A 14,736-nucleotide genomic window follows, 5' to 3' on the forward strand; every position below is an offset into this window, starting at 1 on the left:
GGTTCCAAGGGGCGGTCGGCGCTTTCATTTGGTAGAAAATGCTCTTTGGTTGCAGTCGCCAACGCGACATAACTAAAAATTTGCAATTAAAAACCAAAGCGCGAGATAAATTCCCGCCTACGGGTTTGGTTTATTGTTCATCAACTAGCTCTATAAACAATCACAGCTAAAGCGGGTTCCTACGATATGGGTTGATGGTAGGAGTGAGCTTTAGCTGCGATGATTGCTTCAGCATTTATTGTTATTGTCGCGCTAAAGCACGACTTACAAAATCGCGAGTTAAGCTCCCGCCTACGGGTGAAGGAGCTAGGTTCTGGGGAATTACTAGGGGCTAGGATGTTTGCTTTAGCATTTATTGTCGCGCTAAAGCACGACCTACAAAATCGCGAGGTAAACTCCCGCCTACATTGACTATCAAACTTTAATAGGCGCTGTACTTTCACATTCCCCACAGACTAATGAGTAAGACTCTTTGCGTTTGCTCACTTTGGTATTGGTGCTGCTACATTTAGGGCAGGGCGTTTTCATTGGTGTGTTTGTTTTGCAATTGCCGCAGGTGGCAAAGTATCCGTATCGGCCTGAGCGGGGTTGAAGATCTGTTTTATTGCCACATTTTTTACAGGCCAAATCTATTTGGTTAATTGTACACGATTGCTCCGCGGGGATTGGCGGAGTAAACGTTGGTTCAATCTGTATGGGTTTTTCTTGATAAATTGGGGTTGGTTCGTTGAGCTCTTCTGCCAATATTTTAGGCTCTACGTGTGCGGGGGATAATATGTTTTGGTCTAAAATAAATTGGCAAATTCTGGCTAAGCTTTCTTCACTAAACCATGGACGTGTATTTTTTGAAAAAAGGTGTAAAGCATTAGGTATTGATGCTGGCAGTTTCATTATCTCAAGCAATTTATCGGCAATAAACTCTGATTTTACAAGCCGAGTAGCAATATCTTGTGGGGCTTTGTTGCGTTGGATAATTGCATTACTAGATATGGCACAAATGCTATGCCATTCGCGACCACCAAAGTTTTGCTGTATTTTGCCAAATATTTTTGGGAGCAGTTGTGGGGCATTGTCTCTCATCAGGCCTTTTAATAACGCTTGCTGTAACTCAACTTGTTTGATTGGCGATGGCATGCCTTGCCATTGACCACGGTAACTACGACTCCATTCTTGATGTTCATTAATAGAGACTTCCCCGGTGATGCTTTTAGATTCAATAAGAATAAAACCATAGGTGTAAGAGATTAAGTGGTCTACTTGTGCGGTTTCACCATTATGTTTGAATTTTACATCGTTAAATACAAAAACTTGTGGATGATCTTTAAACGCGCGACGCAGATAAAATGCTACATCGAGCTCTTGTTTTTGGCCAGCTTGTATTTTGGGTGAAGTAGAAGTTATGAGGGTTTTATCTTTTAAAATCATGAGGAGTCCTTTTCAATCATGTATTTGCATAGAATAACATTGAAGTACCTAATAAAAATACTGGTCTGATTGATTTGCTTCAAAATATGTCAGCATATTTAAGGGTAAGCGCAAACATTGTCGCGCTAAAGCACGACCTACAAAATCGCGGGGTAAACCCGCTGCTACGGGTGTTTAAATTTTGTAGGCGGGGCTTTACGCCGCGCAAATTTAAATGTCATAAAACGCAAACCTGCGCGAGGTAAATTCCCGCCTACGGGTTTGGTTTATTGTTCATCAACTAGCTCTACAAAAATCACAGCTAAAGCTGGTTCCTACGATATTTGGTTAGTTCATGGGTTTGTTGGTAGGATCGAGTTTTAGCTGCGATGATTGCTTTAGCATTTATTGTCGCGCTAAAGCACGACCTACAAAGCCGAGGTGAACTATCAGCTATGGGTATTTATATTTGTCGTAGGCGGGGCTTTATGCCGTGCAAATTAAAGCACCATAAAATGCAAACAGCGCGAGGTAAATTCCCGCCTACGGGTTTGGTTTATTGTTCATCAACTAGCTCTACAAAAATCACAGCTAAAGCGGGTTCCTACTATATAGGTTGATGGTAGGAGTGAGCTTTAGCTGCGATGATTGCTTTAGCATTTATTGTTATTGTCGCGCTAAAGCACGACCTACAAAAGCGTGGGGCTTTATGCCGCGCAAATAAAGCTAATGCACAACTTATAAACTGGGTAGCTTTCCTTTAATGCTTTTTGCCATTGAGTAATAAGCCAAGCCATGTTCTTTTTACTAATAGCAAGTAACTGACTTGGCCAATCAATAAGGTTAAGAATACGGAAATAATAAATTTACTCAGTGCGGGGAGTGCGGTGTTGATCAGTGGCATTTGAATATAAATAAGTACTGGTACGTGGATTAAATAAACCCAATACGAAGCATCGGAAATGGCGCGACTTACGCGATTTGCATTATTTAAAAAGCGGTGGCCGAGTAAAATAGACACTGCGGTCAACGATAAAATACAGCTCGTTTGTACCATTACATGCAAAAAGTGTTGATGGCCTGTTGGGGTGAATTCTCCGGCGGAGGCGGCGGTTATAACCATTTCAAGTGTAGGCGCTGCTGGAAGTAGATAAAAATAAGCCGCAATAGATATTGTGGCTATTCCTGATAGAGGCCATATATAGTTTTGATACGTTGAAAGTAGGTTTTGCTTTTTAAAAAGGCTTGCACCGACCAAGTAAAGGCTGCCGTAAAAGCCATATGACCAAAGCTGAGGCGTGAGTTTATCGGGGGCTGGGAATGGTATCGGCTGTGCAATTAATGAGACTGTTAATAAAATGGGTAGCATACAATATAAAAATACGGGGTGAGTTATGAAGTTATCGAGCTTATTGCTTACTAACTTACTCTTATTTAGTAGCCAAAAGATGACGCAAAACTGAAATAGATTCCACAAAAACCATAAATGCATTGTGCTGATTACAGGCTCTTTAATGACCTGAAAAACAGCAAAAATGGGCGGCGTTGGTTTAGCAATACTCGCACCAAAGCTAAGGGCATGATAGTAAACGGCAAAGCTTAAAGGCAAAAAGATCATAAAGGGCAGCAGTATGTGTTTAGCTCGATGACGTAAAAATTGATTAGTATTAGATTTATCTATAAGTAGGGCGCTGCAAAACCCTGCAATAATAAAAAAGAGTGGCATACGAAATAAGTGTAATGCATGCGATATATAATCAAAGATGAAATGTGTATTTGGATCGGCTGTGAACCAAAGATTACTAAAAAAGGGGCTGTATGCCAGCGCTGCGTGAAATACAATACCTAGTAATAGCGCTAGGCTACGTAAATTATCAATGTAATGTAGTCTATTATTCATATTCATTTTAAGTGCTCGGGTGGTGTAGTTCGTATTAAAAGCATACGTGATTGTATCTTGAGCCCTCTAGTCACAAACCTCATAGCTTGGGCTATGACATATGTCACTGTTCTTAACTTTTTGATTCTGTAATAATTAGTAAAAAATGTGGGTTATTCAATGGTTCCAAATATACGGCATACAACAGATTGGCGTTTTTCAACGTTGGCCTCTTGGTTGGGGGTAACCTCAGCCTGCGCATATTATGCTAACTCTGAACTTGCTTTGTTGCTACAAGGTGGTGTGAGTGGTGCTATTTTGGCACTGCTATTTTATGTTTTAAAGCAGCCAAATAAACACGTTTATATAATTGCGTTAACTTATTTTTTGCTGACCTTGGGACTCATGCAACTTACTTCGACTTCGCTCGTGTTTTTGCATTTAGTGATGTTTACGGCAACTTTCAGTCCTCACTTTTCATTACCTAAAATACTGTGTGCGGTGGTGAGCGCCATGGTTGTATATGGCGCAACACATTATACGCGCTGGGAAACGAGTGTGCCCTGGGTGACGTTTGTAGTATGGTTTTTCTTTTGTGTGATGAATTGGTTTGTAAGTAGGCGTATTGTGGAGAGTCTTAATATGCATTATCAATCGCGACAAAACTATAAAGAACTCAAAGCTACGCAACAAATGATGGGAGCGATGAGTGCTGCGCAGGAACGTCAGAACATTTCACGAGAATTACATGACTCTTTGGGTCATAAGCTCACTGCGCTGAGTATTAACTTAGATTTTGCTAAACGAACAGCCAACCCTGAAACTGTCGAAACGTTGACTCGTTGTCATCAATTAAGCCAAGAAGTACTAGAAGAGGTACGAGAAATCGTATCGACCCAACGTAATAATAAAACCATATTAAAAAATGCGCTCGAAGCCCTCTGTGCGCTAACCCCTAACTTACAATGTGATTTACAGCTTGATACACAAACAGAACAATTACCCCAAGATTATGGCTTATGTGTGCTACGCTTTTGCCAAGAAATGATCAGTAATACGCTTAAGCATACACAAGCAAACCATATAACATTGAGTGCAAAGGTCACTCATATTGATCAACAAACACAGCTTATCGCACAGGCATACAACAACCAACCAGAAACAGAGTTACCAAAACAAGGTAATGGTTTAGCTGGATTAAAGGAGCGCATGGCGCAATATAATGGCGATTTTACCCAGTATATTGAGCAAGGTGTGCTTATAAATACTATTGCTTTGCCACTGATTTTTAATAGAGACGAATAATGATTAAGTGCCTACTAGTAGAAGATCAGACTTTAGTTCGCCTTGGTTTAGCTAATTTACTTAATTTAGATGAGGATATATTTATTGATGGCCATGCTGAGGATGGTTTACAGGCTATTACTCAATTAACGCAGCGTAGCTTTGATATTGTGCTGTTAGATATGCGAATGCCAAACCTTGATGGACTCGGTGTTCTTGAGAAAATGCGTGAAAGCTTAAACAACACGCCGGTACTAATAATTACTACCTTTGAGGATTGTGACGTATTAGTTAAAGCTATAAATTTGGGCGCGCGTGGTTATGTTCTTAAAAATATAGAGCTTGAAGAATTAATAGATGCGATTAAACGTGTTATTGCGGGTAAACGTGTGCTGCAAAGTGCAGTGACTGATTATTTATTACAACAACAGTTAACACCCCAACAATGTTTAACGGCAAAAGAGCAAGTTGTGCTGCAGTGTATGTCTTTGGGAATGTCGAATAAAGTGATTGCTAATAGGTTGGATAACTCTGAAGGAACAATTCGTAACCATGTGTCGCAAGTTCTAGCCAAGCTTAATGTAAAAGATAGAACCCAAGCGGTAATAAAAGCGATTAATCAAAATTTAATTTAAAGACCATTAATTTGTTGTGGGCGGGGCTTTACGCCGCGCAAATAAAGCACCATAAAATGTAAATAGCGCGAGGTAAACTCCCGCCTACGGGTTTGGTTTATTGTTCATCAACTAGCTCTACAAAAATCACAGCTAAAGCGGGTTCCTACGATATTTGGTTAGTTCATGGGTTTGTTGGTAGGAGCGAGCTTTAGCTGCGATTATTGCTTTGTGTATTTATTGTCGCGCTAAAGCACGACCTACAAAATCGCGGGGCTTTATGCCACGCAAATAAAGCACCATAAAATGTAAAACAGCGCGAGGTAAACTCCCGCCTACGGGTTTTGTTTTCACTCGTTAACAACCCCAATTCGATGCCTAGTAACTGATTAGACCTCTTTTGAGTACTTTATTGTATTTAAACTCGCTACACTGTTTTTATTTTCAGAGATTTGGTGATGCAAAAAAAGCCTTCGTCGTTCCCTACAAGTATTGTTTTAATCGTGTTGTTAGGATTTTTTTGTTTTCATTTAGGCTGGGTTAATGTGGTTATGCAGTGGTTTGCACCTGCTGAACCCGTCGCGCAGGTGTCTAGCAAAGTTACGACCTCACAATATACCCAGACTTTAAATGATAAGGCTATGCAACTAGCTGTATCACGCACTACTGAGCCTGCACAAAAAACGCCGCTAAATAAGCCTGTTATTGAGAGTCAGTGCCACATGAATTGGCATAGTGATGAAGCTGTTGCTGATGCAAAAGAGCGGTTGTCTTTATTGGATGACAACCTTGAATTTGAAAAGTCGCAATTTAGGTTAAGTAATTATGCTGTTGTGAATTTGATCACGCCAAAATTAGCGGATGATTACCATCAAGCGTTAAAAAAACGTCTGCGTAGAGCTTATTCAAGTTACCGCGCATTTTTTCAGGTTAGCTCAAAGCAGGCTTATACGGTTAATTTAGTGGTTTTACCACCACGTTATTATGATGATTACATCTCGCTGTTTGGTGAAATACCGACCACTAATATTGGTATGTATTTTGGGGCGAGTAATACGGCGTTTGTAAAATATAAACACAGTAATCCTGAGCAGAGCTTAAAAACAGCGGTGCATGAGGCATTGCATGTTTTTAACTATCGGTTAATAGGTCACATGCCAAAGTGGCTAAATGAAGGGTTGGCAGAAGTGTTTGAAAACATACTTAATTACAATAGCCCTAAGGAGGTTAACTTACCTAGCCGATATTTTCAGGAGCGCTTATTTATGTTGTCAGTATTGAGTGAATCAGAAGAGAGTTGGTATGGTGCAGACACGTTACTTATGTATAAAAATTCAGCTGTGTGGGTTGGCTTTTTAATGCAAAGCACTCGGGGAAAACGTGTGCTGAGGGCTTTGTTACAGCACGAAGCAAAAAATGCGTGTGACGTGTTAACTACAGAGCAAGTAATTCATACGTTAATTGATTATTACCCAAGGTACGAAGAAGATTTTAATAGCTGGATTAAAAAATGGTCTACAACACAAAGTAAATTTGTGCCAATTATTTAAGTAGGTAGCGCATGTACTTATTCAATAGCTGTTTTTACTTGATAGTCGCCTTTGCCTAAGCCTTCAAAATAAGCTTGATAACGCCCCGTTTGTTTAAACTGTAATAAATGATGATTAAATATGGCTAATAGCTCTTTGCTATAAACGGAGTTCTTTGGGAATAATAAAAAGCTTTTATTTATTAATAATGGTTTAGGGTGATGACTAATAACATTAGCAAGCTCAGGTAGTTGGTTGTTGAGTGCATAGTAGCCAACACTTTGTTCCTCAGCAAAGGCATCGATTCGGCCCATGGCTAAACGGCGAAAGTTTTGCTCTGTACTGCCAACGCGTGACATTTCAAAAAGCTCTTTTTCTAGTGCGTTATCAAACTCAGTGCCGTAGCTATAGCCAAGCCCGCCACCAAGTAAAAGGCCTTTTAAATCAGCTATATTTTTCCAGTCAAAATGGTGTTGTTTTTGGTAAAAAAACACAAATTTTTCACTGAGTACAGGCTCGCTATATAAATAAATTTTCGCTCTTGCTTCACTTAACATCCATACTGCGGTTGCCGCATACTTACCATTTACAGTATCGTGATATGCCCGTGACCAAGGTAAAAATGTAAAACTAACTTTAATGCCTGCTTGGGCAAAAATATCACTGATCAAATGAGCAACAACACCTTGATGAGGAAGTGATTCGCTCATAAAGGGCGGCCACTCACCAGCGCTTAGCTCTAATGTGGTTAGATCTGAATTCAAATTAGGGTTTAATACGGCGGGATCAGCGTTAGCGTTGTAGCTTATAAACAGCAGTAGCAACAGGGAAGTGGAGTATACATTGCGTATAAATTTAGTTGTAAACATACTGCCTTCCTTGTTGATTATTTACCCGCTTAAGATACTACCGCAGTGATTAAACAAAAGCGAATAGTAATCAAATGGGAGTGTGATAAGTTTGAAAGCGTCTGTTGTTATTTGAGTGTCAATCTCCTATATTTACTTTTAATTTAAAATATCAGTTAGTTACGCAGAGTAATTAGCTCAAGGATTGAGTGTGTTTAAAACCAAGCTACGGAATGTTTTGCTGTTTATTGCCATGTTAATTACATCGGCTTTACTGGCTCAGTATTTATCAGGTCGGCAATTGAGTTATAAAGGGTTGGTAGGCAGTGCAAATGAATTATACGTTGATTTAGTGACGTACATTTATCATGACGATACAGTTAAAAACGCTCAGACGAACGAGGTTGTTGTTAAGCCCATCTCTCTTCAAATACTTAAACAACATCATAGGCCGCAAATTGATACAACCCGCTGTGTTGATGTATCACTCGGTGAGGTTAAATATACCCAACAAGGCGATATTTATAGCTGGACAGATAGTGAGGGTATTGCACATTTTAGTGATAAAAAACCAAGTCTTAACGCAACGCCTTACAATACAGGTTTTGTAGATACCCTCGATTACTTTGAGCTGACTTTAAGTACACCTAATTTACCAGCGTCATTTAAGCAAGCATTACGGGTTAAGCTCAATGCTGTGTTTAAAGTATATGGCCAAATTATCGGTGTTGATTCGCTGAGGAAAGTAAAATTAGATCTTAGGGTTTTAGCCACACAAACTGACTATGAAAATGCGGTAAGGCGACGTGGTGGAGATCCAACCAATACGCAGGGTATTTATTTTAATTCCAGTAACACGGCTTTTATAAATTATAACAACGAGCAAAGTGCAATGCGCACGGCAGTGCATGAAGCGGTGCATGCAATTAATAAAGCTGTATTAGGAAGTACGCCCCGCTGGTTAGACGAAGGGTTGGCTGAGTATTTTGAGCATACAAACAATACCATGCAAACTGTCAGCGTAGAGCCAAGCACGACATGGCTAAAAAACCACACATTATCGACAAGCATATTGACGTTAAATGAGTTATTAAACCAACAGGATAATTGGCAGCGAGGTGAGAGTACAAAACTTTATGCCAGTAGCTGGGCTGGCGTTTACTTTTTAATGGATTCTAAACAAGGTAAAGGTTTTTTAAAGAGTATTATGCTAGAACAGCAAAAGTCACTCTGTGTGCAATTAACGCCGTTGCAGTTGCAAAGCGCATTGGCTACGCATTTTCCTGATCTTAATAATGATTATATGCAATGGTTAAAAACCCCTTTTAGGGCGCATCATTTTTAGGGCTGTTAGTAATATAAGCTATAAAAATTAAAGAGCTAAACAAGCTCAGCAATTTTTTTTAATTGTTTGGCTAAAATATTTAAACTAAAGGGCTTAATAATAAAGCCAGATACTTTAGCGGCGATAATTTCTTTTATTTCGGTGGCATTGTCTTCGCAGGTGACCATTAGCACAGGGGTGTTTTGTAGCTGCTGATCATCACGAATGCGATTTAGTAAGCTTTTACCATCCATTTTTGGCATGTGTAAATCGGTTATCACTAAATCAAAAGTGTGTTGATGCAATAATTGTAAAGCCTGTACGCCATCCGTTGCTTCAATTAAATCTTTAAACTCCAGTTTTCGCAGCATGTTGATTAAAACATGGCGCATTAGTGGCATATCATCTACTACAAGTATTTTCATAACCGTTAAAGCCTCCGTGGCAAGTGCTATACCCAAGCTGCCTCAAAACTAATTTAACAATAGAGCCGCTATTATTTGCAATCAATGCTTTGTTTTTAATTTCAACTGAAATAGGCGGCTTGAGGTGACTTGACTATAAAAGCCTTAAGGTTAGTTAATAAATTGAATACTCGCTACTAATTCACTTAGTCGGGCTATTTTTATATTGCTTAATTGGCGGTAATCAAAGTAGGGGCAAACAATAACCTTGTTTGTTTTGTCTATGGCAAATTCGTCATCAAGCCAATCGAGTTGCGCAGTTAATTGCCCTTGATTGATCAGTGTTTTAGCATACGTGCGCCCGGCAATAATATGCAAAGTATTATTGCTCGTTAATATAGGTGGGCTAAATAGTAGCGCTGTATGGCTATTTTTTTGCAGCAGCTGCGTATCACGGTAGTGTTGCCAAGTGGGGGCTAATTTAGCAAAGTGATAATATTCACTAGGCAATGCAAACAGTACTTTAGCGTAAACATTAAATACCTTGCGCCAACCGTTGCCACAGGCTTGATTTATTGTATCTATTTGCCCATCTATCATCGCTTGTAACGAGCTAATTTCACTGTACTGCGGCATGTTAGGAATATTGGCAATATACACTGCGACGTTAAAGGATTGATCGCCAAAACCAATAGGTTGCTGATGCATTATTTATTTTGCGCGAGTATGCGGTCAAGGTTATTGGCAAAGTTTTGTCTATCACTTTGGCTCAATGGAGGCGGGCCGCCATTCATTTCAACACCACTTGAGCGCATGGTATCCATAAAGTCACGTACATTTAACAACGAGCGAATATTTTCAGTGGTATACAACTCACCGCGAGGGTTAAGAGCTTGGCCGCCGTTATCAATTACTTCTGAGGCCAGCGGAATATCACCGGTGATCACTAAATCGTTTGCTTCAATACGTTTTACAATTTCGTCATCGGCTACGTCAAAACCAGACGATACTTGCACACGGCTAATATATTTTGAAGGCGGAATGCGCATTGCATGATTGGCGACTAGAATTGTCTGTGTGTGTGTACGTTCAGCGGCGCGAAATAAAATCTCTTTGATCACCACAGGGCAAGCATCTGCATCAACCCATATCTTCATTATTAGCTCGAATAGTTAGTAAAAAATGATCCTAACCTAAGCTTTTTATAACAACCAGTGTTTAGTGAACTTTTTTGATGTTTGTTGCGTATTAAGAAAAAAATATAGAAGGATTTGATATGAAAAATACAATTTTTGTTGTGCTTATACTCATTTTTACCAGTGCGTTGATTGGTTGCACAGGAATGCCAGATAAAGTTAACCCCGTAAGCCCATTTTCAGTTGAGCGATATCAAGGAAAGTGGTACGAAATTGCCCGATTAGATCATTCGTTCGAGCGTGGCTTGCAAAATGTCACCGCTGATTACTCTTTGAACAATGACGGGAGCATAAAAGTTTTAAACCGTGGGTTTGATCAAGGAGAACAAGCATGGAGTGATGCTGAGGGCAAAGCTAAATTTGTAGACGATAAAAATACAGGGCATTTAAAAGTGTCGTTTTTTGGCCCTTTTTATAGCTCTTATGTGGTGTTTGGGCTTGATCAAAAAAATTATAATTACGCTTATGTGTCTGGTTACAATAATGAATATTTATGGTTACTGTCGCGTACACCAACAATTACGAATGAACGCAAAGTAGATTTTATTAATGCTGCAAAAACACGTGGCTTTGATACTGATTCGTTAATTTGGGTAACACAAACACCTTTGTAGCTGCTGTAAAGGGGCTTTATAGCTTAATATGTCAGGCCATCGCGAGATGGCCTGACATATTAAGCTATGCGCTCAGGTTTCGTTCAAAATTAACAATATCAACCCCTGACTTTAGCGTGTACAAATGTGCTAAACGACCACCAGAACTTACTTTTTCATCACTCTTTTCTACAATATTTGTTGATTCAAGTCGTCTTATTAAACTTTTACGCTGAATTGTTTTTCCTAGGATTATTTCGATAACAGACTTTAACTGCCCTACGGTAAAATATTCTGGCAAACAATATATTGGCACCATTGAATACAGCGTTTTTTGTTGCAGCCGCTGTTTGGCATGTTCAATAAGGTGTTTATGATCAAAGGCAATAGATAAATCTTGAATAGTGTTGATGTCTACCCACTGTACATCATCAATAGATTTTATGTGAGTACTGACATTTTGTGCAGCAATAAGCGCAAAATATACCAATGTAACACTGAAGCCTCTTGGATCACGGTGCACGCCAGAGAAGGTTTGCAATTGTTCTAAGTAAGGTGGCTCTACATTGGTTTTTTCTTTTAATTTGCGCAGCGCGGTGATGTCTGTGGTGCTATCTGAGTCAATATCCACGAACCCGCCAGGCAGTCCCCAACTTCCTTCAAAAGGTGAATTTGCGCGTTTGACTAAAAGTACTTTTAAAGCACCATCGGTGATCGTAAAAAGCACACTGTCTACGGTAAAAAGTGGGTGTTTGTATTCATTAATATTGTAAGAGTCGGTCATTTAATTAGTGTCAGATAAACTTAATGTCTTAACGACACGTTAAAGCAGTTTTACATTTATATCAATATTTAAGCAAATCAAGGTTACTTATATTCGTTGGGTAACGTTATTATAAACGGCTAAGAATGGTTCGTTTTGCTCAGGTATATAAATAGTGTCCTTTTGACACAAAGTGCTTGAGTTATTGATTGGTCTTTGCTAAATTTGATTGTGTCCTAGGGACATTAATTGTAAATAAGGAAGAATGAAATGGAAATATTTAGTCATACCAGTACGGGCCATAAAACGTTACTCAATTTTGATTGCTTTACATTTTCTGGTGGTGAAGAACATATTCGATTTAATGCCAGTGATTTTGCAGAGACTACAAAAATCGAAGTATTTGAACGCCTGACTGATTCATCAAAATTAATACGATTAATGCTCGCTGTTGATGCATTAAAGCGATTAACGTACGGTGCTATACCTATTGAATTAACGATTCCATACTTTCCATACGCACGACAAGATCGTGTATGCGTTGAGGGGGAAGCACTTGGCGCTGCGGTAATGGCTCAGTTTATTAATAATATGGGTTTATCAAAAGTGACCATATGGGATGCGCACAGTGATGTTTCACCCGCGCTAATTAACAATGTTGTCAATGTACCGCAAATGGCATTACTTGCCCGTTGTGAGGAGTTGAGTACGCGTTTAGCGAAAGGTGAGTTAACGTTGATTTCACCCGATGCTGGCGCGAGTAAAAAAACCTTAAAAATAGCTGAAACATTTAACAGTGAGCTTGACGTTATTCAAGCGCAAAAGGTCAGAGATTTAAAAACAGGCAACATCATCGAAACGCAAATCTTGGGTGATGTGAAAGGTAAAAGTGTGCTGATAGCGGATGATATTTGCGATGGGGGCCGTACGTTTATTGAACTTGCAAAAGTATTAAAAAGCCAAGGGGCCGCAGAAATATCATTATTTATAACGCATGGTATTTTTTCTAAGGGGTTGGCGGTGTTTGAAGGGCTGATAGATGCTATTTACACTACGGATTCATTTAGGCCTGTTAACGAGTTTAAGCCAAGTACCACTATAAAATTACAAATAATTGAAATGTAAGGAAACGATAATGACTATTACCGCAGCAAGTATGCAAAAAGACGTTTATAAAGAGTTTCATAGCCGCGCTTATCACCCTGATGTATCTCAGGTGTACGCTAATTTTACATCACGAAGTGGCAAGTTAAGCAATGTCGAAAATAACAATAAAGTAGCGTTTGTAGGTCTACAATATTTTATAAAAAGTTATTTAGAACAAGAATGGGGCGCATTTTTTAGTGCAGATAAAGCCTCGGCTGTTGGCGAGCATAAGCGTATTTTAAGCGCGATGCTTGGGTACGTAGTCGATGTTAAATATCTCGAAGATTTGCATGATTTAGGCTACTTACCGCTAAGAATAAAGGCATTGCCAGAGGGAACACTCGTGCCTTATTTAGTCCCTTCGATCACCATTGTAAATACAAAAGAAGGCTTTCAGTGGTTAACCAATATGATTGAAACAGTATTAAGCTGCGAAAATTGGCCAATCCAAACGAGCGCCACAACATCCGTTGCATATTTGAAGGTCTTTAAAGAATTTGCACTTAAAACTGGGTTGCCTTTAGAGTTTGTGCCTTTTCAAGGTCATGATTTTAGTTTTAGAGGGATGTTTGGTAAACATGCGGCTGCAATGAGTGGTTTTGGTCATTTGGCATCTGGCTTGGTTGGTACAGATACAATTACGGCAGTCCTTTTTGCTGAAAAATATTATGGCGCTAATGTAGATAAGGAATTGGTTGGTTGCTCTGTGGATGCAACTGAGCACTCAGTAACATGTTCTTGGATTATGGAAGGTGAGATTGAGTTTTTTAAGTATTTAATGAAAGAACAATCGCCAACGGGTGTGTTAAGTGTTGTATCTGATACATGGGATTTTTGGACTTTAGTAACGGATTATTTACCCCAGTTAAAAAATGAGATAATGGCGCGAGATGGTACGTTAGTTATTCGTCCGGACTCTGGGGATCCTGTTAAAATTTTAACGGGTTATAAGGTGTCTCCTGTTGCTGATCATGCTGCACTTTTTGAAACTCAGCAAGAAGCAGAGCAGCAGGTAATTCAACAAGGCTACGAAGCGTATTGCTTTAATGGTCAGTACTTTGGTTTTGAAGGCGAGCGCACAATCACGCTGATGGCTTGCGAAATCAAAGGGTTAATTGAATGCTTGTGGGATATTTTTGGCGGCACAATGACAGATAAAGGCTTTAAGTTGCTTGATGAACATATTGGCGCGATTTATGGTGATGCAATTACCTTAGTTCGCCAACGCGAAATTTTACAACGTTTGCTTGATAAAGGGTTTGCCTCAAAGGTGGTATTGGGGATTGGCTCTTACAGTTATCAATATGTGACACGTGATACACACGGATCAGCTGTCAAAGCAACGAGTGTGGTTAAAAATGGCGAGCGAGTAGCGATTTTTAAAGATCCTAAAACGGATAGTAAGAAAAAATCAGCAAAAGGCTTATTAAAAGTTGAACGTGTAGATGGAGAGTTAGTGCTCTTTGATGATGTAACACAAGCAGAGGAAGCAACGGGCTTATTGGAAGTGGTTTTTGAGGACGGTAAACTTATTAAAGAAGTAAGCTTGGCGACAATCAGAGCCACGATAGATAATCAAATTTAATCCCCTTCATGTTAAAGCTCAGAAGCATATTATAATGCTTCTGGGTGACACCGCCTCTTATTTTATATGATCTTATCGCTTTAATACCCTCCTAAATCATTGACTCTAAATAATAATATATCTGTAAGGCAATTGTCATAGTTACACCTCAGACTATGCTGCGCGTT

The 14,736-nt window shown here is 39.4% G+C and carries 14 protein-coding genes; 7 read left to right on the plus strand and 7 right to left on the minus strand.

Annotation, left to right across the window (positions count from 1 at the left end; all coding sequences use genetic code 11):
* Positions 1 to 414: 414 nt before the first annotated feature.
* Positions 415 to 1,425: a nuclease-related domain-containing protein gene (locus HJP15_RS01895; protein ID WP_170172940.1), complete on the minus strand. Its 1,011-nt coding sequence runs from the start codon at positions 1,423 to 1,425 to the stop codon at positions 415 to 417.
* 739 nt (positions 1,426 to 2,164) lie between these two features.
* Positions 2,165 to 3,304 (minus strand): acyltransferase family protein, encoded by a 1,140-nt coding sequence (locus HJP15_RS01900; protein ID WP_349304604.1) that lies wholly within the window; start codon positions 3,302 to 3,304, stop codon positions 2,165 to 2,167.
* Between the two features lie 159 nt (positions 3,305 to 3,463).
* Between HJP15_RS01900 and HJP15_RS01905 the strand changes: the two genes are divergently transcribed.
* The 3 genes from HJP15_RS01905 to HJP15_RS01915 all read left to right on the plus strand — a co-directional run bounded on the left by HJP15_RS01905 (position 3,464) and on the right by HJP15_RS01915 (position 6,731).
* Positions 3,464 to 4,588 (plus strand): sensor histidine kinase, encoded by a 1,125-nt coding sequence (locus HJP15_RS01905; RefSeq protein WP_054204019.1) that lies wholly within the window; start codon positions 3,464 to 3,466, stop codon positions 4,586 to 4,588.
* Positions 4,588 to 5,202, plus strand: coding sequence for a response regulator (locus HJP15_RS01910; protein ID WP_054204020.1), 615 nt, complete (start codon positions 4,588 to 4,590; stop codon positions 5,200 to 5,202). The genes HJP15_RS01905 and HJP15_RS01910 overlap by 1 nt, the downstream gene beginning before the upstream one ends.
* Before the next feature lie 437 nt (positions 5,203 to 5,639).
* Positions 5,640 to 6,731, plus strand: a complete 1,092-nt coding sequence (locus HJP15_RS01915) for a hypothetical protein (protein ID WP_170172942.1) — start codon at positions 5,640 to 5,642, stop codon at positions 6,729 to 6,731.
* Positions 6,732 to 6,748: 17 nt separating this feature from the next.
* On the opposite strand, the gene HJP15_RS01920 is transcribed toward HJP15_RS01915, so the two are convergent.
* On the minus strand, positions 6,749 to 7,579 hold the full coding sequence (locus HJP15_RS01920) for a substrate-binding periplasmic protein (RefSeq protein WP_170172943.1): 831 nt from the start codon (positions 7,577 to 7,579) through the stop codon (positions 6,749 to 6,751).
* A 190-nt stretch (positions 7,580 to 7,769) separates the two neighbouring features.
* On the opposite strand from HJP15_RS01920, the gene HJP15_RS01925 reads away from it, so the two are divergent.
* Positions 7,770 to 8,903 carry a DUF1570 domain-containing protein gene (locus tag HJP15_RS01925; RefSeq protein WP_170172944.1) on the plus strand — a complete coding sequence of 378 codons (1,134 nt, stop codon included), beginning with the start codon at positions 7,770 to 7,772 and terminating at the stop codon, positions 8,901 to 8,903.
* Positions 8,904 to 8,938: 35 nt separating this feature from the next.
* Here HJP15_RS01925 and HJP15_RS01930 read toward each other — a convergent pair whose 3' ends face one another.
* The 3 genes from HJP15_RS01930 to HJP15_RS01940 form a co-directional block, all read right to left on the minus strand.
* Positions 8,939 to 9,307: a response regulator gene (locus HJP15_RS01930; protein ID WP_054204024.1), complete on the minus strand. Its 369-nt coding sequence runs from the start codon at positions 9,305 to 9,307 to the stop codon at positions 8,939 to 8,941.
* A gap of 150 nt (positions 9,308 to 9,457) precedes the next feature.
* Entirely contained in the window at positions 9,458 to 9,994 is a 537-nt protein-coding gene (locus tag HJP15_RS01935) for a DUF6942 family protein (protein WP_054204025.1), read from the minus strand.
* A complete protein-coding gene (locus HJP15_RS01940) occupies positions 9,994 to 10,443 on the minus strand; it encodes a YaiI/YqxD family protein (RefSeq protein WP_054204026.1) in 450 nt (149 codons plus the stop codon). The genes HJP15_RS01935 and HJP15_RS01940 overlap by 1 nt, the downstream gene beginning before the upstream one ends.
* Before the next feature lie 119 nt (positions 10,444 to 10,562).
* Between HJP15_RS01940 and HJP15_RS01945 the strand changes: the two genes are divergently transcribed.
* Positions 10,563 to 11,096: a lipocalin family protein gene (locus HJP15_RS01945; protein ID WP_170172945.1), complete on the plus strand. Its 534-nt coding sequence runs from the start codon at positions 10,563 to 10,565 to the stop codon at positions 11,094 to 11,096.
* Between the two features lie 64 nt (positions 11,097 to 11,160).
* Here HJP15_RS01945 and HJP15_RS01950 read toward each other — a convergent pair whose 3' ends face one another.
* Positions 11,161 to 11,859 (minus strand): NUDIX hydrolase, encoded by a 699-nt coding sequence (locus HJP15_RS01950; protein ID WP_054204028.1) that lies wholly within the window; start codon positions 11,857 to 11,859, stop codon positions 11,161 to 11,163.
* Positions 11,860 to 12,108: 249 nt separating this feature from the next.
* Between HJP15_RS01950 and prs the strand changes: the two genes are divergently transcribed.
* Positions 12,109 to 12,963: a ribose-phosphate diphosphokinase gene (gene prs, locus HJP15_RS01955; protein ID WP_170172946.1), complete on the plus strand. Its 855-nt coding sequence runs from the start codon at positions 12,109 to 12,111 to the stop codon at positions 12,961 to 12,963.
* 10 nt (positions 12,964 to 12,973) lie between these two features.
* Positions 12,974 to 14,569, plus strand: coding sequence for a nicotinate phosphoribosyltransferase (locus HJP15_RS01960; protein WP_169327519.1), 1,596 nt, complete (start codon positions 12,974 to 12,976; stop codon positions 14,567 to 14,569).
* Positions 14,570 to 14,736 lie beyond the last annotated feature (167 nt).

Source organism: Pseudoalteromonas sp. NEC-BIFX-2020_002 (assembly GCF_013002825.1).
Lineage (GTDB): Bacteria > Pseudomonadota > Gammaproteobacteria > Enterobacterales > Alteromonadaceae > Pseudoalteromonas > Pseudoalteromonas neustonica.